This is a genomic window from Mycobacterium sp. H4Y (genome assembly GCF_000364405.1).
Lineage (GTDB): Bacteria > Actinomycetota > Actinomycetes > Mycobacteriales > Mycobacteriaceae > Mycobacterium > Mycobacterium intracellulare.
This window is the reverse complement of record NZ_AKIG01000003.1, coordinates 669,091-694,168: the sequence shown is the minus strand read 5'-3', so window position 1 is coordinate 694,168 and position 25,078 is coordinate 669,091. Positions and strand designations below refer to the sequence as shown.

The 25,078-nt window shown below is 67.2% G+C and carries 23 protein-coding genes and 1 pseudogene; 9 read left to right on the top strand and 15 right to left on the bottom strand.

Annotated features, from left to right (window positions below; genetic code table 11):
• Window positions 1-4: 4 nt before the first annotated feature.
• The 9 genes and pseudogenes from W7U_RS24260 to W7U_RS24220 form a co-directional block, all read right to left on the bottom strand.
• Window positions 5-1,159, bottom strand: coding sequence for a virulence factor Mce family protein (locus tag W7U_RS24260; protein ID WP_008263752.1), 1,155 nt, complete (start codon window positions 1,157-1,159; stop codon window positions 5-7).
• Window positions 1,156-2,595, bottom strand: coding sequence for a virulence factor Mce family protein (locus W7U_RS24255; RefSeq protein WP_014383777.1), 1,440 nt, complete (start codon window positions 2,593-2,595; stop codon window positions 1,156-1,158). Before W7U_RS24255 ends, W7U_RS24260 begins: the two co-directional genes overlap by 4 nt.
• Window positions 2,592-3,656, bottom strand: a complete 1,065-nt coding sequence (locus W7U_RS24250; protein WP_014381763.1) for a virulence factor Mce family protein — start codon at window positions 3,654-3,656, stop codon at window positions 2,592-2,594. Before W7U_RS24250 ends, W7U_RS24255 begins: the two co-directional genes overlap by 4 nt.
• Entirely contained in the window at window positions 3,646-4,701 is a 1,056-nt protein-coding gene (locus tag W7U_RS24245) for a virulence factor Mce family protein (protein WP_008263746.1), read from the bottom strand. Before W7U_RS24245 ends, W7U_RS24250 begins: the two co-directional genes overlap by 11 nt.
• Window positions 4,701-5,903: a virulence factor Mce family protein gene (locus W7U_RS24240; protein ID WP_008263744.1), complete on the bottom strand. Its 1,203-nt coding sequence runs from the start codon at window positions 5,901-5,903 to the stop codon at window positions 4,701-4,703. Before W7U_RS24240 ends, W7U_RS24245 begins: the two co-directional genes overlap by 1 nt.
• A 19-nt stretch (window positions 5,904-5,922) precedes the next feature.
• A complete protein-coding gene (locus W7U_RS24235; RefSeq protein ID WP_008263742.1) occupies window positions 5,923-6,765 on the bottom strand; it encodes an ABC transporter permease in 843 nt (280 codons plus the stop codon).
• 19 nt (window positions 6,766-6,784) lie between these two features.
• The gene (locus W7U_RS24230; RefSeq protein ID WP_014379050.1) at window positions 6,785-7,549 is read right to left on the bottom strand and encodes an ABC transporter permease; all 765 of its coding nucleotides are present in this window, start codon (window positions 7,547-7,549) and stop codon (window positions 6,785-6,787) included.
• Between the two features lie 235 nt (window positions 7,550-7,784).
• A pseudogene (locus tag W7U_RS24225) lies at window positions 7,785-8,690 on the bottom strand (3-oxoacyl-ACP reductase); the annotation flags it as partial.
• 110 nt (window positions 8,691-8,800) lie between these two features.
• The gene (locus W7U_RS24220) at window positions 8,801-8,992 is read right to left on the bottom strand and encodes a ferredoxin (RefSeq protein ID WP_003877155.1); all 192 of its coding nucleotides are present in this window, start codon (window positions 8,990-8,992) and stop codon (window positions 8,801-8,803) included.
• 212 nt (window positions 8,993-9,204) lie between these two features.
• Here W7U_RS24220 and W7U_RS24215 point away from each other — a divergent pair, with 212 nt between their 5' ends.
• The 5 genes from W7U_RS24215 (at window position 9,205) to W7U_RS24200 (ending at window position 14,113) form a co-directional block, all read left to right on the top strand.
• Window positions 9,205-10,386, top strand: a complete 1,182-nt coding sequence (locus W7U_RS24215) for an acyl-CoA dehydrogenase (RefSeq protein ID WP_008263734.1) — start codon at window positions 9,205-9,207, stop codon at window positions 10,384-10,386.
• Between the two features lie 29 nt (window positions 10,387-10,415).
• Entirely contained in the window at window positions 10,416-11,513 is a 1,098-nt protein-coding gene (locus tag W7U_RS24210; protein ID WP_008263732.1) for an acyl-CoA dehydrogenase family protein, read from the top strand.
• 5 nt (window positions 11,514-11,518) lie between these two features.
• A complete protein-coding gene (gene fadD17, locus W7U_RS24205) occupies window positions 11,519-13,030 on the top strand; it encodes a long-chain-fatty-acid--CoA ligase FadD17 (protein ID WP_008263731.1) in 1,512 nt (503 codons plus the stop codon).
• Between the two features lie 59 nt (window positions 13,031-13,089).
• Window positions 13,090-13,308 (top strand): hypothetical protein, encoded by a 219-nt coding sequence (locus tag W7U_RS25880; protein ID WP_008263729.1) that lies wholly within the window; start codon window positions 13,090-13,092, stop codon window positions 13,306-13,308.
• Between the two features lie 91 nt (window positions 13,309-13,399).
• A complete protein-coding gene (locus W7U_RS24200; RefSeq protein WP_008263728.1) occupies window positions 13,400-14,113 on the top strand; it encodes a hypothetical protein in 714 nt (237 codons plus the stop codon).
• Here the strand turns inward: W7U_RS24200 and W7U_RS24195 are convergent.
• From W7U_RS24195 to W7U_RS24180, 4 genes are read right to left on the bottom strand one after another with little or no spacing between them, the layout of a single operon-like run.
• On the bottom strand, window positions 14,099-15,649 hold the full coding sequence (locus W7U_RS24195) for an acetolactate synthase large subunit (RefSeq protein ID WP_008263726.1): 1,551 nt from the start codon (window positions 15,647-15,649) through the stop codon (window positions 14,099-14,101). The two genes, W7U_RS24200 and W7U_RS24195, sit on opposite strands and share 15 nt — an antisense overlap.
• A complete protein-coding gene (locus W7U_RS24190; RefSeq protein WP_008263723.1) occupies window positions 15,646-16,470 on the bottom strand; it encodes an amidohydrolase family protein in 825 nt (274 codons plus the stop codon). Before W7U_RS24190 ends, W7U_RS24195 begins: the two co-directional genes overlap by 4 nt.
• A gap of 36 nt (window positions 16,471-16,506) precedes the next feature.
• A complete protein-coding gene (locus W7U_RS24185; protein WP_008263722.1) occupies window positions 16,507-17,274 on the bottom strand; it encodes a fructosamine kinase family protein in 768 nt (255 codons plus the stop codon).
• Window positions 17,275-17,304: 30 nt separating this feature from the next.
• Entirely contained in the window at window positions 17,305-18,957 is a 1,653-nt protein-coding gene (locus W7U_RS24180; protein WP_008263720.1) for an acyl-CoA synthetase, read from the bottom strand.
• Between the two features lie 64 nt (window positions 18,958-19,021).
• On the opposite strand from W7U_RS24180, the gene W7U_RS24175 reads away from it, so the two are divergent.
• Window positions 19,022-19,834 carry a crotonase/enoyl-CoA hydratase family protein gene (locus W7U_RS24175; RefSeq protein ID WP_014379043.1) on the top strand — a complete coding sequence of 271 codons (813 nt, stop codon included), beginning with the start codon at window positions 19,022-19,024 and terminating at the stop codon, window positions 19,832-19,834.
• Window positions 19,835-19,938: 104 nt separating this feature from the next.
• Window positions 19,939-20,775: a DUF559 domain-containing protein gene (locus tag W7U_RS24170; RefSeq protein WP_008263715.1), complete on the top strand. Its 837-nt coding sequence runs from the start codon at window positions 19,939-19,941 to the stop codon at window positions 20,773-20,775.
• 69 nt (window positions 20,776-20,844) lie between these two features.
• Here W7U_RS24170 and W7U_RS24165 read toward each other — a convergent pair whose 3' ends face one another.
• A complete protein-coding gene (locus W7U_RS24165) occupies window positions 20,845-22,056 on the bottom strand; it encodes a cytochrome P450 (protein ID WP_170320656.1) in 1,212 nt (403 codons plus the stop codon).
• Between the two features lie 54 nt (window positions 22,057-22,110).
• Here W7U_RS24165 and W7U_RS24160 point away from each other — a divergent pair, with 54 nt between their 5' ends.
• Window positions 22,111-22,833 carry an acetoacetate decarboxylase family protein gene (locus W7U_RS24160; protein WP_008263712.1) on the top strand — a complete coding sequence of 241 codons (723 nt, stop codon included), beginning with the start codon at window positions 22,111-22,113 and terminating at the stop codon, window positions 22,831-22,833.
• Between the two features lie 140 nt (window positions 22,834-22,973).
• Here W7U_RS24160 and W7U_RS24155 read toward each other — a convergent pair whose 3' ends face one another.
• Entirely contained in the window at window positions 22,974-24,005 is a 1,032-nt protein-coding gene (locus W7U_RS24155; protein WP_008263710.1) for an LLM class F420-dependent oxidoreductase, read from the bottom strand.
• Between the two features lie 63 nt (window positions 24,006-24,068).
• Here W7U_RS24155 and W7U_RS24150 point away from each other — a divergent pair, with 63 nt between their 5' ends.
• Window positions 24,069-25,064 (top strand): OB-fold nucleic acid binding domain-containing protein, encoded by a 996-nt coding sequence (locus W7U_RS24150; RefSeq protein ID WP_008263702.1) that lies wholly within the window; start codon window positions 24,069-24,071, stop codon window positions 25,062-25,064.
• The last annotated feature ends 14 nt before the right edge of the window (window positions 25,065-25,078 follow it).

The window sequence follows — 25,078 nt, the reverse complement described above, 5'->3', positions numbered from 1 at the left end:
CGCCCTACTGTCCCGAAGCCGTGCCGGGCGGAATCTTGAACGGATCCGCGGCCTGTCCGGACAGGTTGGCCAATTCGCCGGTCAAGAAGTCCGGCGGGTTGAGGATCTCGTCCATGTGAGCCATGTTCGGGTCGAAATAGGCCGTCGTGAAGAACGTTTCACCGAGCCGGCGCAGGGTGAGGTCGAAGGTGGTGAACACGTTGAGGTAGTCGCCCCGCACCGCCTGCTTGATCCCGAAGTTGGGGAACGGAAACGTCAGCAACAGCTGTAGTGAGGTGACGAAATTCTTTCGGTTGTCGTTGAGGGTCTTCACGACCGAGTACAGGTCCTTCATGTCGGCGGCGAAGTCCACCTTGGTCTTGGCCAGCACGTGCGAGGTGACGTTGGCCAGTTTGTGCAGCGCGCCGAAGGCCTCCACGATGTGGTCGCGGTTCTTGTTGAGCACGCGAATCGCCTCGGGCAGCGTGTCCAGCGCCCGGCCCAGGTTGTCCTTGTCGCGCGCCAGTGCTCCCGAGAAGCGGTTCAATCCGTCGACCGCGTCGATGATGTCGTTGACCTGGCGGTTGAGCCCCGAGGTCAATTCCGCCAGCCGGGGGATCAGGTCGACGAACTGGTCCTGCCGGCCCGCGACGGCCCGATAGGTCTCGTCGGTGATCTCTTCCAGCGCACCGACATTGCCCTTGTTCACCACAACGCCGAGCGCCGAGAGCACCTCTTCGGTGGTGGGATAGCGGCCGGTGTTGGCCTCCGTGATCTTCGACCCGTCGGTCAGCCGGCCCACGGCCGGCTTGTTCTTCGGCCGGGCCAGGTCGATGTGCATCGAACCCAGCAGCGACGTCTGGGCGACGGTCGCGGTCGAGTTGGCGGGCAGGACGACGTTCTTGTTCAGCGCCAATTTGACTGCCGCATAGAACGATCCGTCGGCGCGCTGTTCGGCCGCGATGCCGGCAACGCTTCCGACGGTTACGTCGTCGACCATGACGGGCGAGTTCTGCGGCAGCGTCGCCACGTCGGGCAGCTCGACGGTCACCGAATAGGCGCCGCTGCCGTGACCGGCGGTGCCCGGCATCGCCAACGAGTTCAGGCCGTTGAATTGGCAACCGGCCAGCAGCACGCTGCCCGCGGCCAATCCGCTGGCGCGCGACCACATTCGGTTCATCCGCCACCGCCCAAGCCGGCCGCGGGCCCGTTGGGCGCGGGTTGGGCCGGAGCTGGCCCCGGCCGCGGCCCGAACGCGCTTCCGGGAGCGGGACCGGGCGCGGGAGCGGCGCCGGCCGGCGCGGGGCCGGGCCCCGGACCGGCCTGCGGGGCCGGCGGGACGAGCAGCGCCTGCAGATCCGCCGGGTTCTGCGTGGCCGGCGTCTGGGCGCCCTTGGCCGGCACCCACGTCAGCTCCGGAACCGGGGTCGCCGCCTTGGCCTGAGTCTGCGGGGTGTCGTAGATGATCTGCCCCTTGTACGCCGTGATCGTGTTGAGCGGGTGGAACATCAGCGGCGGGTAGTTCACGGTGAGCCGGCGCAGCACCGGACCCAGCCGCTCACGACAGAGCTCGGCGCGCTTGAAGTAGTCCGGCGCCCTGGGCCCGGCCGCGGTCTCGAAGGATCCCCCACAGATGAACTGCACGGGGTTGGCGAATTCCGGTATCGACAGCAGACCGTTGAGCGTGCCCTGCGCGGGATCGTAGATGTTGTAGAAGTTGGCGATACCCGGGCCTGCCACGTGCAGCACCTGCTCGATGTCGTCGCTCTCGTCGCTCAGTGTCTTCGCGAGATCGTTGAGGTTGTTGACCGTATCGACGATGGTCGAGTTGTGTTCGTGGAGAAACCCACGGATGTCCGACAGCGCCGTGTTGAGGGTCCCCAGGGTGCTGTCGAGATGGCGCGAACTGTCGGCGAGCACCTGCGACACCGACGCGACGCTACCGGCGAATTGGACGATCTGTTCGTTACTGGACGACAGGGCGTTGACCACGACCTGCAGGTTTTTGACCGTCCCGAAGATGTCGCCGCGCGAATCCCCAAGTCGCCCAGCGGCTTGCGAGAGCTCGCGCAAGGCGCTGTGGAACGACTGGCCCTTGCCGTCGAAGGTGTCGGCGGCCTGGTTGATCGCCGCGCCCAACGGGCCCTGCAGCGACCCGGCCGTCGGGCCGAGCTGGACCGCCAGCTTGGTCAGCGACTCTTTGACCTCGTCCCACTCCACCGGGACCGCCGTGCGGTCAGGGCCGATGCTGGCGCCGTCGGCCATCTCCGGCCCACCGGTATAGGCCGGCGTCAACTGGATGAACCTGGCCGCCACCAGGTTTGGCGACATGATGATGGCCTTGGCGTCCTTGGGGACCTTCACGTCCTTGGACACCGACATCGTGATCTTGACGTCGGAGGGTCGCGGCTCGATCGTGTCGATGGTGCCGACCGGGACACCCAGGATGCGCACCTGGTCGCCGGGATACAACCCGACCGCCGACGCGAAGTGGCCGACGATCTTGCGGTTATTCCCTTGCGACGACAGCACATACACGCCGCCCACCAGCACCGCGACCAGCGCGATGATGGTGGCGTAGCGCAGCCCCCTGCTGCGGATGGTCCGCTGCATCATGGTGACTTCGGCCTGATGATCCAGCGTTCCTGAATCAACCCGCGCAGGTAGTCGGCCAGGCTGGCCGGCATCTTGCCGGGCTGATAGAAGAAGTCGAACATCGTCGCGAGCAGCGGCGCCGGGATGACGCCGTAGACGTTCACGTTGAAGCCGGGACCCGAGCCGACCACCTCGCCCAACTCGGTGGCGTAGGTGGGCAGCCGCTTGAGGGCCTCGGTGATGTAGTCGCGGCGCTCGTTGAGGTTGGACAGCACATCGTTGAGCTTGTTGAGCGCGGGCCCGAATTCCCTGCGGTTGTCGGCGACGAAGCCGGATATCTGCGCCGAGAGCTCCTGGATGCCCGAGATCAGCTGACCCAGCGCGCGGTGGCGTTCGTCGAGCGCGGCGAACAACTCGTTACCGTCGTCGACCAGCTTGTTGACCTGCTCGGCGCGCTGTGACAACACGCCGGTGACCGACTTCGCGTGCGCCAGTAGGCTTTGCAACGCCTCGTCGCGTCGGTCCAGGGTGCGAGACAGCGACGTCACGCCGTCCAGCGCACCGCGCAGCTCGGGGGTGGCGTCGTGCAGCGTGTCGGTCAACACGTTCAGCGCCTTTTCGAACTGCGGCTTGTTCAGGTTGCTGGCATTGGAACCCAAGTCCTCGAGCGCGCCGGCCAGCGTGTACGGCGTCGTGGTGCGACTGAGCGGGATGGTGGTTGCCTTGCCGCCACCGGCCGGGGTCACCGAGATGGAGCGCTCACCGAGGATGGTGTCGGTGCGGATCGCGGCCAGCGACTGGTCGCCGACGGCGACGTGGCGGTCGACGCTGAAGCTGATCTTGGCGCTGTCGCCGGCCAGACCCACGGAGGTCACCTTGCCGACTTTGAAGCCCGAGACGTAAACGGCATTGCCGGGATTGATTCCACCCGCGTCGCTGAAGTAGGCGTCGTAGATCTTGCCCTGCGGCCAGAACGGTAAACCGGAATACCCGAATGCGATGAGCACGACGCAGACCACGAGCACCACGCCGAAGATTCCGGTGCGCAGCGGATCGCGCTCATGTGTTGCGTTACTTGGCAAACGCGCACCTCCCCTTGCTGGGATCCACCTGGCCACCAAGCGGCAGGAGGATGTCGCCACCGGCGGGGCCGTTGATCTTGATCGTCACGGAGCAGAAATAGATGTTGAAGAACGAGCCGTAAGCGCCGAGGGCCGCCAGCCGCAGATAGTCCTCGCCCAGCTGTTCGATGTCGTTGTTCACCTCGGCCTTGCGGTTGTCCAGCTCGGTGGCCAGCGGACGGGTGTTCTCCAGGACGCCTTGCAGCGGGCGGCGCGAATTCTTCAGCAGCTGGGTCAAATCCGTCGTCGTGGAGGCCAGCGGGGGGATGGCACCCGCGATGTCGTCCTTGTGTTCGGCCAGCCCGGTGATCAGTTGTTGCAACTGGTCCACGCTTGTCGAAAACTGCGCGCTGCGTTGGTCCACGGTCGTCAGCACCGTGTTGAGGTTGTTGATCACGTCGCCGATGAGCTGGTCGCGCTGGCCCAGCGCCGAGGAGAACGCGCTCGTGTCGGCCAGCACGTTCGACAACGCGCCGCCCTGGCCCTGCAGCAGCTGGATGACCGCGCTGCTGATGGTGTTGACCTTGTCGGCGTCGAGGCCTTTGAGGACCGGCCGCAGCCCGCCCAGCAGCGCGTCGAGATCCAGTGCGGGCTGGGTGTGTTGGCTGTTGATCGTCGCGCCGGCGGGGAGTTTTCGCAGCTCTCCAGGGCCGGACGTGATCTCCAGATATCGGTCACCGACGAGGTTTTCGTAGCGGATCACCGCGCGCGTCGACGAGTAGAGCGTGTAGCGCTTGTCGACCCCGAACTTCACGTCGATGGTGTTGTCGCGATTGAGCTTGATGTCGGACACCGCACCGACCGGCACCCCGGCGATGCGCACCTTTTGACCGGCCTTCAACCGCGAGACGTCGGTAAACGTTGCGTGGTAGGTGCTTTCGGGTCCGAACCGGAAGTCGCCGAACACCACCACCAGCCCGGCCGACACCAGCAGCATGGCCACGGCGAAGATGCTGACCTTGATCATCATCTCGCGGTGCGACGGCATGCCCGAACTGTCCGGCATCAGAAATCGTCCCGTTCCGCGAAGGCGCCGTGGAACAAGAACTGCAGCGTCGAGGGCGCGTCGAACTGCAGCTCGGTGAACGGCTCGTACGGGATGTTGGCGTTGTCGGTGACCAGGAACGGCGCCCGGTAGAACGAGCCGCCGGTCTGCTTGGTCGGGATGTCGGGCAGCCCACGGCAATTCGGGCCGCCGGAGGCGTTCACGATCGGCAACGACTCCGGGTACGTGTACGACGGCGCGCCCAGCACGAAGCTCGACGACGTGAACAGGCCGGCCTTGCGGACGCCGAGCAGCGGGGCGAATTCCTTGATGCCGCGCTCGATTCCGGCGAACAGGCAGCCGAATTCCGGTGAGTAGTCGGCGGCCACCTTGAGCGGGGCCCGCAGCCGGTTGATGGCGTCGATGAAGTCCTGCTCGGCCGGCGCCAACGTGTCATAGGCGTTGTTCGACAGGCCGATGGTGGCCAACAGGGTCTTGTCGAGATTCTTCTGCTGGTCCACGACGGTCTTGTTGATCGTCGGCAGGTTGTCGAAGACGGTGTTCAGATTGGGGGCGGAGTCGGCGTAGACGTTCGCCACGACCGCGGTCTTGCGGAGGTCTTCCTGCAAGGCGGGCAGCTTCGGATTCGCTTGGCGCGTCAGCGTATTCAGTCCCGAAAGGATGCCGCCCAGGTCATCGCCGTGGCCACGCAGGCCTTCGGCGAACGCGCTCAACGTCCCGTTGAGTTCGACGGGGTCGACCTTGTGCAACAGGTCGATCAGCGACTGGAACAAGGTGTTGACTTCGAGCTGCACCGACGAGGCCGCGACGTGCGCGTCCGGACGCAGCGAGGTCGGCGACGGCGTTTGCGGCGGAATGAATTCCACCGCCTTCGCACCGAAGATGGTGTTACCCGCGATGTGCACCGCCGCGTTGGACGGGATGAAATGCATGTCGTCGCTGTTGATGCCCAGCGTCAGGCGCGCCTGGTCGCCGGAATAGTCGATGGTCTCGACCTTGCCGATCTGGATGCCCCGGTATTTGACCTTGGCGCCCTTCTCCATCACCAGCCCCGCCCGGGGCGCCGACACGGTGACGGTGTCGATCGACGCGAAGGCGGCCGTGTAGGAAAGGTAAGTCAGCACAGCGAAAGCCACCATGAGGCCGGCCAGCACTGCTGCTGCCAGCCGGACGGTCGTGCGTCGCGCGCCTGTTTCTGCCATGTCCTTTTAAGCGGTCCTCTTAGCCGGAGAGGTTGAAGTTACCGGACGCCCCATACACAGCGAGCGAGATGAACAAAGTGATGACGACCACGACGATCAACGACGTCCGCACCGCCTGGCCGACTGCGATGCCGACGCCGACGGGACCACCGCTGGCGTTGTAGCCGTAATAGGTGTGCACCAACATGACCGCGATGGACATCACGATCGCCTGCAGGAACGACCACAACAGGTCCGACGGGATCAGGAACGTATTGAAGTAGTGGTCGTAGAGGCCTTTTGACTGCCCGTTGATGTACACCGTGGTGAAGCGGGCGGCGAAGAACGCGGCCAGCACGGACAGCGAGTACAGCGGGATGATCGCGATCAGGCCGGCGATCAGGCGGGTCGACACCAGGTAGGACACCGAGTGCACCGCCATGCACTCGACGGCGTCGATCTCCTCGGACACCCGCATGGCGCCCAATTGGGCGGTGGCGCCGGCGCCGATGGTGGCCGCCAGCGCGATGCCGGCGATCACCGGGGCGACCACCCGGACGTTCAGGAAGGCCGACAGGAATCCCGTCAGCGCCTCGATGCCGATGTTGCCCAGCGACGAATACCCTTGCACGGCAATGACACCGCCGGAGGCCAGGGTCAAAAACGCCGCGACACCGACCGTGCCGCCGATCATCACGAGAGCCCCCGCGCCCATGGTCATCTCGGCGATCAGCCGGACCGTCTCCTTGCGGTATCGGGTGAGCGCGTTGGGGACGTAGCGCACGGTCTGCCCGTAGAACAACGCCTGCTCGCCGAAGTCGTCGACCGGCTCCTGCAGCCGCGAGAAGAGGCGACGAAACCGCAGTGTGGCGTCGTAACTCATCGCGTGCTCACCCGTCTCATCACTTCGCCGAAATTCGCACGCCGATGGCGGTCATCACCACGTTGATCACGAACAGACAGATGAAGGCGTAGACCACGGTTTCGTTGACCGCGTTGCCGACGCCCTTGGGCCCGCCCTTGACAGTCAGGCCGCGGTAACAGCCCACCATCCCGGCCATCACACCGAACAGCAGCGCCTTGACTTCGGCGAGTACCAGCTCGCGCAGTCCGGTCAGCACGGTCAAGCCGTTGATGAACGCGCCTGGGTTGACGCCCTGCAGGAAGACGGAGAACACATAGCCACCGGAAAGCCCGATGGCGCATACCAAGCCGTTGAGCAGCAGCGCCACCACCGTGGACGCCAGCACACGGGGGACCACCAGCCGCTGGATCGGGTCGATGCCGAGCACGCGCATCGCGTCGATCTCCTCGCGGATGGTGCGCGCGCCCAGGTCGGCGCAGATCGCGGTGGCGCCGGCACCGGCGACGACGAGCACGGTCACCACCGGACCCAGCTGGGTGATGGTGCCGAACGCCGTCCCGGCGCCGGACAGGTCGGCGGCGCCGATCTCGCGCAGCAGGATGTTGAGGGTGAAGGCCACCAGCACCGTGAAGGGGATGGACACCAGCAGCGTCGGGACCAGCGACACGCGGGCGATCATCCACGTCTGATCGAGAAACTCGCCAAACTGGAACGGCCGGCGAAAAGCTGCCCGGCCGGTGTCCATCATCATTTCGAAGAATCCGCCGACGGCGCGGGCGGGAACGGCAAGTTGCTCCCTCAACTCGGTGTCCCCCCTCGGCTGGTCTCGGCGAAGTCTATGGCTGGCCTTTGCGTTGTCTACGGTCGCATGGGGCTCGGTGTGAGCCGGATCATATTAACTCAGAACAAGTTCACCATGTCAATGAACAGCATTTCTTATCCCAACCGTTAATTCGCCAGGTCAGACGCACTTGTCACGTGTCAAACTGACACACGTTCTACCTGCCGATTCCCCCCGATCGACTAGCCCCAAATGGCTATTGATCCATCAGTGCGCTCGCCGAAAAATTGTGCTCAGGATCACGTCCAGCAAAGTATTCCTGCAGCGTCGCACTCAGCTGTGCAGGGTCCCAAGCGGCGCCGTCGGCGCTGAATTTGCGCTCGACCGTCGGGGCAGCGACCAGTGTCACCTGCGGACCGTAGACGATGAACACCTGGCCGTTGACTTCCGCAGCCGCCGGCGAGGACAGGAACTTGACCAGATTGACGACGTGCTCTGGCGACAGCGGATCGACCCCGCCGGCCTCCACCTCCGGTGCATCGCCGAACACGTCGGCCGTCATCGCCGTGCGCGCGCGGGGGCAGATGGCGTTGGCGCACACGCCGTAGCGGCCGAGCGCCCGCGCGGCGGTCAGGGTGAGCGAGATGATGCCCGCCTTGGCGGCGCCGTAGTTCGCCTGCCCGACGGGGCCGACCAGGCCGGCCTCCGATGCGGTGTTGACGATCCGGCCGAAGACCTTGCCGTCCGCCTCCTTGGCCTTGGAGCGCCAGTAGGTGGCGGCGTTGCGGGTCAGCAGGAAATGGCCGCGCAGGTGCACGGCGATGACCTGGTCCCACTCCTCGTCGGACATGTTGAACAGCATCCGGTCGCGCGTGATGCCGGCGTTGTTGACCACGATGTCGAGCCCACCCAGCCCGTCGGCCTGGGCGACCAATTCGTCGGCGGTGGAGCGTTCGCTGATGTCGCCCGCCACGGCAACGGCCTTCGAACCGGAGGAGTTGATCTCGTCGATGACGTCGGAGGCGTCCAACGCGGCGGCGATGTCGTTGACGACGACGGTCGCTCCGAGGCGTGCCAGGCCGAGCGCCTCGGCCCGTCCCAGGCCCGCGGCCGCACCGGTGACCACCGCGACCTTTCCGGAGAGATCGGTCGCGTTCGTGCTAGCGCCCGGCGACGATGCTGACCGCGCAGCGGTCTGAGGAGAAGCCGGGTCATAAGGCCTAGTCAATTTATGAATACCTCTAGTTTCGGGTTGCGCGCTCTAGGCTCGGATCAGTCGCCGCGGGACAGCGCGGCGCGCGGGCATTCGGCGATCGCCTGCTCGGCCAACTGCTCCTGATCGGCGGGAATCGGGTCGAGCTTCACCACGGCGTAATCCTCGTCGTCGAGGTCGAAGATATCGGGGGCAATTCCCAAGCACACTGCGTTACCTTCGCACCGGTCACGGTCCACGATCACCCGCACAGCACCCTCCTTGAACCTGGCCTTCACCGCAGGACTCGCCTCATCAGTATGTAGGTCCACCATAAGACCCCGACACCGCTGGGGAAACGGTCGCTGGATTCCCAGACTAGAACGTGTTACAACCGGGAAGACGAATGGGTAGCCGTTGGTCGAGCTGCAGCCTGTGACGCGGGTTGTATTCGGAAACGTCGTTGACTTGAAGGACGGCTGAAATGCGCATCAGTTACACCCCTGAGCAAGAAGAGCTGCGTCGCGAGCTGCGGTCGTACTTCACCAACCTGATGACCCCGGAGCGTCGCGAGGCGCTGACCTCCTCGGGGGGCGGCGAGGTCGGTACCGGCACGGCGTATCGCGACACCGTCGCGCAGATGGGCAAAGACGGGTGGCTCACCCTGAACTGGCCCAAGGAGTACGGCGGCCAGGACCGCTCGCCGATGGACTCGCTGATCTTCACCGACGAGGCCGCCATCGCCGGCGTGCCGGTGCCGTTCCTGACGATCAACAGCGTCGCGCCGACCATCATGGCGTTCGGCACCGAGGAACAGAAGAAGTTCTTCCTGCCCAAGATCGCCGCGGGCGAGCTGCACTTCTCGATCGGCTACTCCGAGCCCGGCGCCGGCACCGACCTCGCCAACCTGCGCACGACCGCGGTGCGCGACGGCGACGACTACGTCATCAACGGCCAGAAGATGTGGACCAGCCTGATCGCCTACGCCGACTGGGTGTGGTTGGCGGTGCGCACCAACCCCGACGCCAAGAAGCACCGCGGGATTTCGATGCTGACCGTGCCGACCACCGCGGAGGGTTTCTCCTGGACCCCGGTGCACACGATGGCCGGTGTGGACACCAGCGCCACCTATTACTCCGACGTCCGCGTCCCGGTGACCAACCTGATCGGCGAGGAGAACGGCGGCTGGAAGCTGGTGACCAACCAGCTCAACCACGAGCGCGTCGCCCTGGTGTCGCCGCAACCGATCTTCCTGGCCCTGCGCGAGGTTCGCGAATGGGCGCAGAACACCAAGGACGACGGGGGCGCCCGGCTCATCGACTCGGAGTGGGTGCAGCTCAACCTGGCCCGGGTGCACGCCAAGGCCGAGGTCCTCAAGCTGATCAACTGGGAGCTGGCCTCGGCCGCGAGTGAGGACCTGTCACCCGCCGACGCGTCGGCGGCCAAGGTCTACGGCACCGAGCTGGCCACCGAGGCCTACCGGCTGCTGATGGAGGTGCTGGGTACCGCGGCGACGGTGCGCCAGAATTCGCCGGGCTCGTTGCTGCGGGGCCGGGTCGAGCGGATGCACCGGGCCTGCCTGATCCTGACCTTCGGAGGCGGCACCAACGAAGTTCAGCGCGACATCATCGGCATGGTCGCCCTCGGTCTGCCCCGCAACCGCTGAGCCGCTACGTAATAGAAGGACGGACGTTCATGGATTTCACGACAACCGAAGCGGCGAACGACCTCGGCAACCTGGTCGACACGATCGTGGACTCGGTGTGCACCCCCGAACACCAGCGCGAGCTGGACGGGCTCGATCAGCGGTTCGATCGCGACCTGTGGCGAAAGCTGATCGACGCCGGCATCCTGTCCAGCGCGTCGGCGTCATCGCTGGGCGGCGACGGTTTCGGCGCGCTCGAGCAGATCGCGATCCTGGTCGCGCTGGGCCATCAGCTGGCCGCGGTGCCCTACCTGGAGTCGGTGGTGCTGGGCGCCGGGGCGCTGGCCCGGTTCGGCTCCGAAGAGCTGCAGCAGAACTGGGGCGTGCCGGCGGTCAACGGCGAGAAGACCCTGAGCATCGCGCTCGACGGCGAGATGGGCGAGGGCCCGGTGCAGGCGCTAAGCGCCGGCGCCGGTTACCGGCTGACCGGCACGCGCACCCAGGTCGGTTTCGGCCCGGTGGCCGACGCGTTCCTGGTCCCCGCCGAAACGGATGCCGGCACGGCGGTTTTCCTGGTTGCCGCCGACGATCCCGGCGTCACGGTGACGGCCCTGCAGACCACCGGCCTGGGCAGCGTCGGGCACCTCGCACTGGACGGCACCGAGGTGGACGGCGGCCGCAGGGTCGGCGGCGCCGAGGTGGCGACCTGGCTCGGCACGCTGGGCACGTTGGGCCGCAGCGCTTTCCAGCTCGGGGTGCTCGAGCGTGGCCTGCAGATGACCGCCGAATACGCGCGCGAACGTGAGCAGTTCGACCGGCCGATCGGCAGCTTCCAGGCGGTCTCGCAGCGGCTGGCCGACGGCTACATCGACGTCAAGGGGTTGCGGCTGACGCTCACCCAGGCGGCCTGGCGAGTCTCCGAGGACATTCCGGCGGAGATCGACGTCGCCAGCGCGGCGTTTTGGGCCGCCGACGCCGGTCACCGGGTGGCGCACACCATCGTGCACGTGCACGGCGGCGTCGGCGTCGACACCGATCACCCCGCGCACCGATACTTCCTGGCCGCCAAGGAGATTGAGTTCGCGCTGGGCGGTGCCACCGGGCAGCTGCGCCGCATCGGGCGCGAGCTGGCGGAGACGCCCGCCTAGGCGAAATGGAGCTCACCGACGACCTGACGGTCACCAAGCTGCTGGCGCCGCTGACCGAGATCGACGACCGGGGTATCTACTTCGAGGACTCGTTCACCAGCTGGCGCGATCACCTGCAGCAGGGTGCCGCGATCGCCGCGGCGCTGCGTAAGCGGCTCGACCCCACCCGGCCACCCCACGTCGGAGTGCTGCTGGAGAACACGCCCTTCTTCTCGGCGATGCTGGTCGCGGCGGGAATGTCGGGGATCGTGCCGGTCGGGCTCAACCCGGTGCGCCGCGGCGAGGCGCTGCAGCGCGACATCGCCCGGGCCGACTGCCAATTGGTGCTCGCCGACTCCAAATCGTCTGAGACGCTGGGTGATATCGAGCACCTGAACGCCGACTCCGTCGCGTGGGCCGACGAACTGGCCGCGCACCGCGACGCCCCGATCGTTTTTCAGGACGCCGCGCCGGCGGATCTGTTCATGTTGATCTTCACGTCGGGTACCAGCGGCGAGCCCAAGGCGGTCAAGTGCAGCCACGGCAAGGTCGCGATCGCGGGCGTGACGATGTCGCAGCGCTTCGGCCTCGGCCCCGACGACGTCTGCTACGTGTCGATGCCGCTGTTTCATTCCAACGCGGTGCTGGTCGGCTGGGCGGTGGCGGCGGCGTGTGCGGGCTCAATGGCCTTGCGGCGCAAGTTCTCCGCCTCGAACTTCATCGTCGACGTCCGCCGCTACGGCGCCACGTACGCGAACTACGTCGGCAAGCCGTTGTCGTATGTACTGGCCACGCCCGAGCGGCCCGACGATGCGGACAACCCGCTGCGCGCGGTGTACGGCAACGAAGGCGCGCCCGATGACATCGAGCGCTTCGCCCGCCGATTCGGGTGTGTCGTGCAGGACGGGTTCGGTTCCACCGAGGGCGGCGTGGCCATCGCGCGCACGCCGGACACACCGCCGGGTTCATTGGGCCCCCTCCCGCCGGGCATCGACATCGTCGATCCCGACACCGGCGCGTCATGCCCACCGGGCGTGGTCGGCGAACTGGTGAACGTCGCCGGGCCGGGCCGTTTCGAGGGTTATTACAACGACGCCGCCGCCGAGGCCGAGCGGATGGCCGGCGGGGTCTACCACAGCGGCGATCTCGCCTACCGTGACGACGCCGGTTATGCGTATTTCGCTGGGCGGCTGGGTGATTGGATGCGCGTCGACGGCGAAAACCTCGGCGCCGCGCCGATCGAGCGGGTGTTGCTGCGCCACCCCGACCTGACCGAGGTCGCGGTGTACCCGGTGCCCGACGCGATCGTCGGCGACCAAGTCATGGCCGCGGTGGTGATGGCGCCGGGCACCGAGTTCGACGACGAGAAGTTCCGCACCTTCTTGGCCGAGCAACCGGACTTGGGACCCAAGCAATGGCCGTCATACGTACGGGTCAGCACCGAACTCCCGCGCACGGTGACCTTCAAGGTGCTCAAGCGGCAACTGGCCGCTCAGGGCGTCGACTGCGGCGATCCGGTCTGGAAGATCCACCGCTAGGGCCCCGGGACGGGCGTTATCGCGGGATGTGGGCGTCCAGGCAGTAAACTCAGCGCTCGATGAAAATCCGCGAAATGATCGCCCGCTCGCTCCTGGTCGGGTCGCTGGCTGGGGCCGCGCTCGGGCTGGGTGCCGGTGTCGCCGCGGCGGACCCGCCCCCGCCGCCTCCCCTGCCACCGCCACCCCCGCCGCTGGTGTGGTCACCGCCGACGCCGGACCCCGAACCGTGGGAAGCTCCTCCCCCGCCGGAGGAGGGCGCGCCGCTACCGCCGCGCTGAACATGCCGCAACGACAAGGAGACGCGATGGTTGATGCGCCGGTCCCCCGTCCCGGCGCCGCGGTCATTCGCGCCGATAGCGGAACCGGCGCATGACGGCTCGGCCTCTCGAGCTCGCGCTGGAAGCCAGCTTCGAACAGCTTTCCGCCGCGGCGCCGGCGAACGTCGGCATCGCGATCGCCCGGCCGGACCGGACATTTTCGCTGGGGAGCTGGTGGTCGGGTGTGGCATGGTCGACGATCAAAGTGCCCCTGGCGGTGGCGGCGCTGCGCAACGATTGGCTGGGCGCCCGCGATTTTGCCGTGAAGGCAATCACCGAATCCGACAATCGCGCATCCGAGCAGTTGTGGTCGCAGTTGGGCGAGCCGGCCGACGCGGCACGGCAGGTTCAGGCGGTGGTGGCCGAGGGCGGTGACACCGCGACGGTGGTCGAATCGCGCCGACTTCGCCGTGGTTTCACCGCTTTCGGCCAAACCCAGTGGAACCTGCAGCGCCAGGCGCGGTTCGCCGCGGAGCTGCCGACCATCCCCGACGCCGCCGAGGTGATCGACCTGATGCAACGACTCAGCAGCGGTGACCAATGGGGGCTGGCCGCCAAAGGGATTGCCGCGAAAGGGGGTTGGGGGCCCGGAGTGCACGGCGAGTACCTGGTCCGGCAATTCGGGATCGTCCCCACCCCGTCCGGGCAGTGGGGTGTGGCACTGGCGGCGGACGCGCACGACGGCGCGTTCGAGACCGGCGTCGACGTGGTCAATACGATGACGGACTGGTTGCTGAGCCGGCTGCCGACCCTAGCCCGTTATTGACGGCACCACGGCGTCGATCAGGTGCGGTCCGGCTTCTGCGAACGCGGCGCGCAGCGCGTCGGCGAACTCCTCAGCGGTGGTGACGCGCCGGGCCGGCACCCCCATGCCCTCGCTGATCTTGACGAAATCCATTGTGGGATCGGCTAAGTCGAGCAGGGACAGTGCTTCGGGCCCGGGCGCCGAGCCGGCGCCGACCCGTTGCAGCTCGATGCGCAGGATGTCGTAGGCCCTGTTGTTGTACAGCACGGTGGTGACGTCGAGGTTCTCCCGCGCCTGGGTCCACAACCCCGCAATGGTGTACATGGCGGAGCCGTCGGATTCCAGGCACAGCACCGGGCGATCCGGGGCGGCGATCGCCGCACCGACCGCCGCGGGAATGCCGTAGCCGATCGCCCCGCCGGTCAGGGTCAGCCAGTCATGCGCCGGCGCCCCGGCGGTGGCCTGGGCGAGCAGCAGGCCGGAGGTGTTCGACTCGTCGACCACGATCGCCCGTTCCGGCAGCAGCGCCCCGATCACGTCGGCCGCCGACGCGGACGTCAGTGCGCCGGTCGGCAGCGTGGGACGCGACGCGGCCGCCACCGGCGCCACCGTTCCCGGCGCCACCTGATCCGCCAAGGCGGTCAACGCATCCGCCGCGCCGCTGTGTTCGGCGAGCACGTGCACCTCGCAACCGGCGGGCACCAGGTCGCTGGGCATGCCGGGGTAGGCGAAGAACGACACCGGCGACTTGGCGCCGGCCAGCACCAGATGTTTGGCGCCGTCCAGCTGGGCCGTGGCGGCCTCGGCGAAGTACGCCAGCCGGTCGACGGCGGGGATCCCGGCGCCGCGCTCGAGCCGGGTGGGGAAGGTCTCGCACAGCACCCGCGCGCCGGTGGCCGCGGCGATCCGGGTGGCCGCGGCCAGGCCGGCGTGGCGGGTGGCGTCGCCGCCGACCATGATCACCGTCGGTTCTCCGGAGCCGAGCACCTCGGCCACTTCCGGGGCCAGCAACGGGTCGGCGCCCGCCGGCTGTGCGTCCAGGTTGGAGAACAGCTGGGCGCCGTCGGACCAGGACACGTCGGCGGGCAGGATCAGCGTCGAGATCTGTGAACCCCACCGGCTGGCCGCGATGCCCTCGACGGCGTCGGCCGAGACCTGGGAGGCGTCACCCGTTCGGCGCACCCAACCCGAGACGGTGCCGGCGAGGGCGTCGATGTCGGATTCCAGTGGGGCGTCGTACTTTTTGTGATAGGTGGCGTGGTCACCGACCACCACCACCATCGGGACCCGGGCGCGGCGCGCGTTGTGCAGATTGGCCAGGCCGTTGCCCAATCCGGGGCCCAGGTGCAGCAGCACGGCCGCGGGCCGATCGGCGATGCGGGCATAACCGTCGGCCGCGCCGGTGGCGACCCCCTCGAACAAGGCCAGCACGCCGCGCATCCGCGGGACACTGTCCAGGGCCGCGACGAAGTGCATCTCCGACGTGCCGGGGTTGGCGAAACACACGTCGACGCCGCCGTCGACCAGGGTGTTGATCAGGGCCTGGGCGCCATTCACGTGGTTGCCTCCAATCGAAACAGTCGTTCGGCATTGCCGCGCAAGAAGTCTCGGCGGGCCTCGTCGGACAGCCCGAGGTCGTCCAGCCCCGCCAACGCGTGCTCGTGGCCGATCATCGGGTAATTGGTGCCGAACAACACCTTCCGTTGTCCGGTACGGGTTTTCATGAACATGATGAGTTCTTCGGGCAGGCGCGCGATCGTGTACGCCGAGGTGTCGATGTAGACGTTTTCGTGCTTGCGGGCCACCGCGACCATCTCCTCGGTCCACGGGTAGCCGACGTGGCCGCAGACGATCACCAGTTCCGGGAAGTCGAGGGCGACCTGGTCGATGTAGGGAATCGGGCGCCCGGTCTCCGAGGGGCGCAGCGGGCCGGTGTGGCCGACCTGGGTGCAAAACGGCACGCCGGATTCGACGCACTGGGCGAACAGCGGATAGTAGCGGCGATCGGTGGGCGGGGCGTTCCACAGCCACGGCACCACCCGCAGGCCGACGAATCCTTCTGCGACGCGCCGTCTCAACTCCCGGACCGCTTCCATCGGGCGGTCGAGGTCGACGGTGGCGAGCCCGGCGAACCGGTCCGGATGCGCGGCAATCCATTGCGCCACCTCGTCGTTGGAGACGAGGTCTTGGCCGTTCGGGCCGCGCCAGGCGCTGAGTATGCCCAGTTGCACGCCGGCGGCATCCATCGACGCCAGCGTCACCTCGATCGGGATCTCGGTGTCGGGGATCGACCCGCCCGTCCAGCGGCGCAGGGACGCCAGCATGTCGCTGCGCAGGAACCGCTGCGTCGGGTGTTGCATCCAGACGTCGATCGTCATCGGGATCGACAGTAGCCCGGCCGCCGCGGGCGGTGCTCAGGCGGCCAGCGCGGCGCGGGCGGCGGCGTCGGTCTGCCGCGCGTACCCGCCGCCGAACAGCACGACATGGGCGAGCAGCGGGAAGAGCTGATGCAGCCCGACACGGTCGCGCCAGCCGGGTCGCAGCGGCCGCACCCGCCGGTAACCGTCGATGACGGCGTCGAGATGCGGGCAGCCGAACAGCGCGAGCATCGCCAGGTCGGTCTCGCGGTGACCGCCGTGCGCGGCCGGGTCGATCAGCACCACCCCGGCGGGCGTCCACATCACGTTGCCGCTCCACAGGTCGCCGTGCAGGCGGGCCGGCGGGTCGTCGTCGTCGAAATCACCCGCACGGCAACGCGCCGCGACGGCGTCGACGACCTCGCGGGTCGACGAGTCGAGCCGCGCGGCGGCGAGTTCGGCCATCGGGGCCAGCCGCTCCTGCGCATAGAACTCGCCCCAGCGTCGGTGCGGTCGCAGCGACATCGGCAGGGGCTGCGACAGGGGTCCGAAGAAGCCGGGCCCGTCCCACCCGTCGGGGCCGGCGCCAAAGCCGGCGGCGCCGGCGTCGTGCGTGGCGGCGAGTCGGCCACCGAACTCACGCGCCGCCTCGGGGGTCGGGTACACCGAGCCGAGGCGGCGCAGCGTCAGGCTCGTCATCGTGACGGAGACGACTTGCGCGCAGGGCACGCCGCCGTCGGCGCCGGAAAGCCATTGCAGGCCAGCGGCTTCCGCGGCGAAGAACCGGGCGGGCGCGTCCGGGTTGTGCTTGACGAAGTCGGTCACGCCTCGCGCGGTCCTAGCGCTTGGAGCGCTTCATGCAGTTACGTGAGCGGCGTGCACGTCGTCGGCCGGGCGCGCCTCGGTCTGCTCCTTGGCCCAGCGGTAGTCGGGCTTGCCGGCGGGCGAGCGCTTGACCTCGTCGACCAGCCACAGGCTGCGCGGCACTTTGTATCCCGCGATCTCGGAACGCACGAAGGCGTCCAGCTCCGACAGCGGGGGCCGCGTTCCCGGCCGCGGCTGGACGACGGCCGCGACGTGCTGGCCGTAGCGGGCGTCGGGCACACCGACCACCAGGGCGTCGAAGACGTCGGGGTGCCCCTTGAGCGCGGCCTCGACCTCCTCGGGGTAGATCTTCTCGCCGCCGCTGTTGATCGACACCGAGCCGCGGCCCAGCATCGTGACGGTGCCGTCCTCCTCGACCGTCGCGTAGTCGCCGGGAATGGCGTAGCGCACGCCGTTGATGGTCTTGAACGTCTCGGCGGTCTTCTTCTCGTCCTTGTAGTAGCCGACGGGAATGTTGCCCTTCTTCGCGATAAAGCCGCGCACGCCGGAGCCGGGCTTGACCTCGTTGCCGTCCTCGTCGAGGACGACGGTGCGGTGGTCGATCGTCACGCGCGGGCCGCCGCTGTGCGGCGCGTCCTTGGCGACGACGCTGGTGCCGCCGAATCCGGTTTCCGACGATCCGATCGAGTCGGTGATGACCCGGTTGGGCAGCAGCTCGAGGAACTTCTCCTTGATGCTCGGCGAGAACAGCGCCGCGGTGGAGGCGAGCAAAAACAGGGACGACAGGTCGTACTCGTTACCCTTCTCCTGGTGCGCCAGCAGCGCGTCCAGCAGCGGCCGCGCCATCGCGTCGCCGGTGAAGAACAGCAGGTTCACCTTGTGCTCGTGAATCGTGCGCCAGACCTCGTCGGCGTTGAATTCCGGTGCCAGCACCGTGGTTTGACCCGAGAAGATCGACATCCAGGTCGCCGACTGGGTGGCGCCGTGGATCATCGGCGGAATCGGGTGGCGGACCATCGGCGGATTGGCCGCGGCGGCTTTGGCCAGGTCGTACTCGTCCTTGACGAATTCGCCTGTGGCGAAGTCGGTTCCGCCGAACAGCACGCGGTAGATGTCCTCGTGGCGCCACATCACGCCCTTCGGGAATCCGGTGGTGCCGCCCGTGTAGAGCAGGTAGATGTCGTCGGCGCTGCGCGGGCCGAAGTCGCGCTCGGGTGAGCTCTGGGCGATCGCGGAGTAGAACTCGACGCCGCCGTAGCGCTGGTAGTCGTTGTCGCTGCCGTCCTCGACGACCAGGATCGTCTTGACGTTGGGAGTCTCGGGCAGCACGTTGGCCACCCGGTCGGAGTACTGGCGCTCGTGGACCAGCGCGACCATGTCGGAGTTGTCGAACAGGTAGCGCAGCTCGCCCTCGACGTAGCGGTAGTTGACGTTCACCAGGATGGCACCCGCCTTGACGATGCCGAGCATCGCGATGACGATCTCGATGCGGTTTCGGCAGTAGAGGCCCACCTTGTCGTCCTTTTTCACCCCCTGCTCGAGCAGATAGTGAGCAAGGCGGTTGGCCTTCTCCTCCAGTTGGGCGTAGGTCAACTTCTCGTCGCCGCAGATCAGGGCGACACGCTCGGGCACAGCGTCGATGGCGTGCTCTGCTAGATCGGCAATATTCAAGGCCACGGCCACCAAATTAGAACGTGTTACATTTCGAGGCAAGCTCGTGTCCATTGTCGAGGGAAAGGCGGTAACCGTGACCGAGGCGCCAGCAAACGAGGAAACCGGTCCTGACGCGCTCGTGGAACAGCGTGGTCACACCCTCATCGTGACCATGAACCGGCCGCACCGCCGCAACGCCCTGAGCACGGAAATGATGGAAATCATGGTCCAGGCCTGGGACCGCGTCGACAACGATCCCGACATCCGATGCTGCATCCTGACCGGTGCCGGTGGCTACTTCTGCGCGGGCATGGACCTCAAGGCCGCGACCCAGAAGCCGCCGGGTGAGTCATTCAAGGACGGCAGCTACGACCCGTCGCGGATCGACGCCCTCCTCAAGGGCCGGCGGCTCAAAAAGCCGCTGATCGCCGCCGTCGAGGGCCCGGCCATCGCCGGGGGTACGGAGATCCTGCAGGGCACCGACATCCGGGTGGCCGGCGAGAGCGCCAAATTCGGCATCTCCGAGGCCAAGTGGAGCCTGTACCCGATGGGCGGGTCCGCGGTGCGACTGGTGCGCCAGATTCCCTACACCGTGGCGTGCGACCTGCTGCTGACCGGACGGCACATCACCGCCGCCGAGGCCAAGGACATGGGCCTGATCGGCCACGTCGTTCCCGACGGGCAGGCGCTGACCAAGGCCCTCGAAATCGCCGAGGTCATCGAGAACAACGGCCCGCTGGCCGTCCAGGCGATCCTCAAGACGATCCGCGAGACCGAGGGGATGCACGAGGAAGAGGCCTTCAAGCCCGATACCGCAAACGGGATACCGGTGTTCCTGTCCGAGGACTCCAAGGAGGGCCCCCGGGCGTTCGCCGAGAAGCGCAAGCCCAACTTCCAAAACCGCTAGGTCCCCTCTCCGCCGAACGTGACGTCACGGCGACTTTTCGGCCGATTTTTCGCCCTGCCGTCACGCTCGGCGTCGCTGTCAGTCCTTGACGCCACACTGCTTGCGTGCGCGAACCCTTCATCGGCAGCGAGGCGCTCGCAGCCGGCACCCTGACCCGGTACCGGCTGCGGAGCCGGTTCGTCGCGTTGCACCCCGACGTCTACGTGGACCCCGCCACGGAACTGACCGCCACAAGACGCGCATGCGCCGCGTGGCTGTGGTCGCGGCGACGGGGCATCGTCGCAGGGCGCTCCGCCTCGGCACTGCATGGGGCCAAATGGGTCGACCACCGGGCGCCCGCGCAGTTGGTCTATCAACACCGCCGCCCGCCGGCCGGTATTGACACGTGGTCGGATTCGCTGTTTGAGCACGAGATACAAACGATCGCCGGCCTACGGGTGACGACGCCCGCGCGGACGGCTCTCGACCTCGCCTGCCGATATCCCGTCGATCGGGCGGTCGCAGCCATCGACGCGCTCGCGCGCGCAACCGATCTCAAGGTGAGCGAGGTCGACTCACTCGGCGAGCGGTACCGAGGCCGACGGGGCATCGCGCGTGCGCGCGTCGCGCTGCCGCTTGTCGACAAGGGCGCCGAATCTCCCCGCGAGACATGGCTGCGGCTGCTGCTGATCCGCGCGGGTTTCCCGCGGCCGCAGACTCAAATACCGGTTTATGACTACGGCGCTCTGATCGCCTGTCTCGATATGGGTTGGCAGGACATCAAAGTGGCCGTCGAGTACGAAGGCGACCATCACCGCACCGATCAGCGGCAATTCAACAAGGACATTCGACGCGCGAAGACCCTGGCGGAGATTGGTTGGACGGTCGTTCGCGTCACGATCGAAGACACGCCGGGCGGCGTCATCGCCAGGGTGGCAGCGGCGTGGGCGCGCCGAACGTGATCTCAGGGCGGGAAATCAAACGAAATCTCGCCATGTGTGCACGCTCGGCGAAAGATGGCTCTAACGCGATCAACCCAGCAGCGGCGCGCTCGGCGTGAACACCACCGGCATGGCCTCCAGGCCACTGACGAAGTTCGCCGGTCGCAGCGGCAGGGTCGAGTCGTCGTCGGCCAGCCTGAGGTCCGGCAGTCGCTTGAGCACCCGCTCGGTCATCATCGACAGCTCGAGGCGGGCCAGCTGGTTGCCCAGGCAGAAATGCGTTCCGAAGCCGAAAGCCATGTGGCTGTTCGGGTTTCGCCGGATGTCGAAGCTGTCCGGATCCTCGAACACCGACTCGTCGAAGTTGCCCGACTCGAACAGCAGCATGATCTTCTCGCCCTCGCGCAGCGAGGTGCCGTGGAATTCGGTGTCGGCGGTCAGGGTTCTGCACATGTTCTTGACCGGCGACGTCCAGCGCAGCATCTCCTCGATCGCACCCGGAAGCAACGAGGGGTCGCGCACCAGGGCATCCCACTGATCGCGGTGGCGCACCAGCTGTTCGGTCCCCCCGCTCAACGTGTGCCTGGTGGTCTCGTCGCCGCCGATGAGGATGAGCAGTGTCTCCATGACGATCTCGTCGTCGGACATCCGCTGCCCCTCCACCTCGGCGTTCACCAGGATGGAGAACAGGTCGTCGGTGGGTTCGGCGCGCCGCTTGGTGATGATGCTCGTGGTGAATTCGGTGTACGCCGCGAATGCGGCCATCACCGCCTGGGCCGTTTCCGACGTCGGGTCGATGTGCGAACTCAGCCCGCAGACCAGATCGTCGGACCACTTCAACAGCATGCTGCGTTCGGTGGGCAGCACGCCCAGCATGTCGCCGATCACCGCCATCGGCAGCGGGGCGGCGATATCGCGGACGAAGTCACACTCGCCGCGCTCACACACGGCATCGATGAGGGTGTCGCACAGCTTCGCGATCGACGGCTCCTTCTCCTTGACCCGCTTGCGGGTGAAGCCCGCGTTGACGAGCTTGCGCCGCAACAGATGTGCGGGATCGTCCATGTCGATCATGTAGGGCATGCCGGGCTGGTCGGGACGGATGCCGCCGGTGCTGGAGAACAGCTCCGGATTGCGTTCCGCGTCGAGGATGGCCTGATAAGTGGTCGCGCCGGCCAGCCCGTTGCGATCGCGAAACACCGGCTGGTTGGCGCGCATCCAGCGATAGGCCTCACGCGAGGTGTGACGATCGGCGTAGAAATTGCCGTCGGTCAGGTCGATGTTCGAGATTGCTTCCGGGATGGTCGAAGTCATCTACAGCCTCCAAGTGTTGACGAACGGATTACAGTAACCGGCATGGCTGAGTCACAACACATCGTTGCGGGGACAGTCCTCACCATGCCGGTGCGGATACGTAAAGCGGACGTGCACACCGCGATGTTTTCGGTGGATGCGCAAGCGGCCCAACGCCTTATCGACTACAGCGGTCTGAAAGTCTGCCAGCACCGCCCGGGCCGGGCGGTGGTCAACCTGATGCTGGCCCGCTACATCGACGGCGACCTGGGGCAGTACCACGAATTCGGCACCTGCGTGATGGTCAATCCCCCCGGCTCGACGGCAAGCGGCTGGCGGGCGCTGGGCGACGCGGCCGCGTTCATCCACCACCTGCCGGTCGACCAGAGCTTCACCCTGGAGGCGGGACGGTCCATCTGGGGCTTCCCGAAGATCATGGCCGACTTCACCGTTCGCGAGCAGGGCCGGTTCGGATTCGACGTCAGCGCCGACGGCGCGCACATCGCGGGCATCGACTTCGCCCGGGGATTGCCGGTGCCATCGGTGTTCACCTCGCGTCCGCAGGTCCTCAAGACCTACACCTACGCCGACGGCACAACCCGGGAGGTGCCCTGGGAGATGCGGGTGCGCGGGCTGCGCGGTCAGCTCGGCGGCGCGACGCTGCGACTGGGCGATCACGCCTACGCCAAGGAGCTGGCGTCGCTGGGCCTGCCGAAGCGGGCGATGATCTCTGGATCCGTCGGCCACGTCGAGATGACATTCGGCGACGCCCACCCGCTCGGCTGACCGGCCGGACCGGTGTCGATCGCCCGGCTCCTCCCCTCCGCTCTGCATCGTCGTCGGGCGCGCCATCCGGACAATCTAGAACGCGTTCTCAGCCGCTGGCAAGAAAAGTAGAACGTGTTCTAGTCCGTAGTGGGCACGGGTCAGATCAGGCTCGCCAGCTCGCGGACCTGCTCTGTACTGCGCCCGGACACCACCATCATGGTCACGCCGGCGGCCTCCCAGGCCTTGATCTGCTTACGCACGTAGTCGATGTCGCCGACGATCGCGGCGTCGTCGATCACCTCGTCCGGGATGATCTCGGCGGCCTTGTCCTTCTGGTTGCTGCGGAACAGCTTCGTCACGTCGTCGACCACCTCGGCGTAACCCATCCGGCGGTAGACGTCGGCGTGGAAGTTGGTGTCCTCGGCGCCCATGCCGCCCATGTAGAGCGCGATATAGGGCTTCATGGCCGCGAACGCGGCGCTGCGGTCCTCGGTGATGACGATGTTGGCCGTCGCGCAGATCTCGAAGTCCTCGCGGCTGCGGCGCGCGCCCGGGCGGGCGAACCCCTCGTCCAGCCACTCGTTGTAGGTATCGGCCATGCGCGGCGTGTAGAAGATCGGCAGCCAGCCGTCGCAGATCTCGGCGGCCAGCGCGACGTTCTTCGGCCCCTCGGCGCCCAGCATGATCGGGATGTCGGCCCGCAGCGGATGAGTGATCGGCTTGAGCGGCTTGCCCAGACCCGTTGCGCGCTCGCCCGTCAGCGGCAGCGGGTAGTGCGGACCGGCGCTGGTCACCGGCGCCTCCCGCGCCCACACCTGCCGGACGATGTCGATGTATTCCCGGGTGCGGGCCAGCGGCTTGGGGAACGACTGGCCATACCAGCCCTCGACCACCTGCGGCCCCGAGACGCCGAGGCCGAGCACGTGCCGGCCGCCGGACAGGTGGTCCAGCGTCAGAGCCGCCATCGCGCAGGCCGTCGGGGTCCGCGCGGACAGCTGAACCACCGAGGTGCCCAGCCGCACCCGGGACGTCGACGAACCCAACCAGGCCAGCGGCGTGTAGGCGTCGGATCCCCACGCCTCGGCGGTGAAGACGGCGTCGTAGCCGGCCTCCTCTGCCGCGGCGACGAGCTCACCGTGGTTCTGCGGCGGCTGCGCGCCCCAATATCCCAGCTGCAGTCCCAGCTTCATCGTCGTCACCCTTCCGCAGACCCGATGTTGAATCCGTTCTTAGAACCTGTTCTACTCGATGGCGTGACAGCCAGCTCGAGTAGCCCGCCCCTGATGGATCACCCTGAGCCACCGCTCTCCGCGCCACTGACGTTGGCCTTCGACTACACCCGTTCGGTCGGCCCCACGCTGAGCAAGTTCTTCACCGCACTGCGTGACCGCCACGTCCTCGGGGTGCGCGGGTCGGATGGCCGGGTGCACGTGCCGCCGCCGGAATATGACCCGGTCACCTACGAGCCGCTGGGCGAGATGGTACCGGTATCCAGTGTCGGCACCGTCGTCTCGTGGACCTGGCAGCCCGAACCGATCGAGGGCCAGCCGCTCGACCGGCCGTTCGCCTGGGCGCTGATCAAGCTCGACGGCGCCGACACCCCGCTGATCCATGCGGTGGATGCGGGCGAGCCCAAGGCCATCAAGACCGGCTCCCGCGTGCACGTGCACTGGGTGGACGAACCGGTGGGCGCCATCACCGACATCGCCTATTTCGAGCTGGGGGAGGAAGCCGAAGCCGTCGCGGAGCAGTCGGACGGCGACAAGGACCCCGTGACCATGATCGTCACGCCCGTCTCGCTGACCATCCAGCACAGCGCCTCGCACGAGGAGAGCGCCTACCTGCGGGCCATCGCCCAGGGCAAGCTGCTGGGCGCGAAGACGGGCGAGAACGGCAAGGTGTACTTCCCGCCCCACGGCGCCGACCCGGCGACCGGCCAGCCGACCACCGACTTCGTCGAGCTGCCGGACAAGGGCACCGTGACGACGTTCGCGATCATCAACATCCCGTTCCAGGGCCAGCGCATCAAGCCGCCCTACGTGGCCGCCTATGTGCTGCTCGATGGGGCCGACATCCCGTTCCTGCATCTCGTCGCCGACATCGACGCGCACGAGGTACGGATGGGCATGCGCGTGGAAGCGGTGTGGAAACCCCGCGAGGAGTGGGGTTTTGGCATCGACAACATCGAGTACTTCCGGCCGACCGGGGAACCCGACGCCGACTACGACACCTACAAGCACCACCTGTAAAGGGCTTACCTACC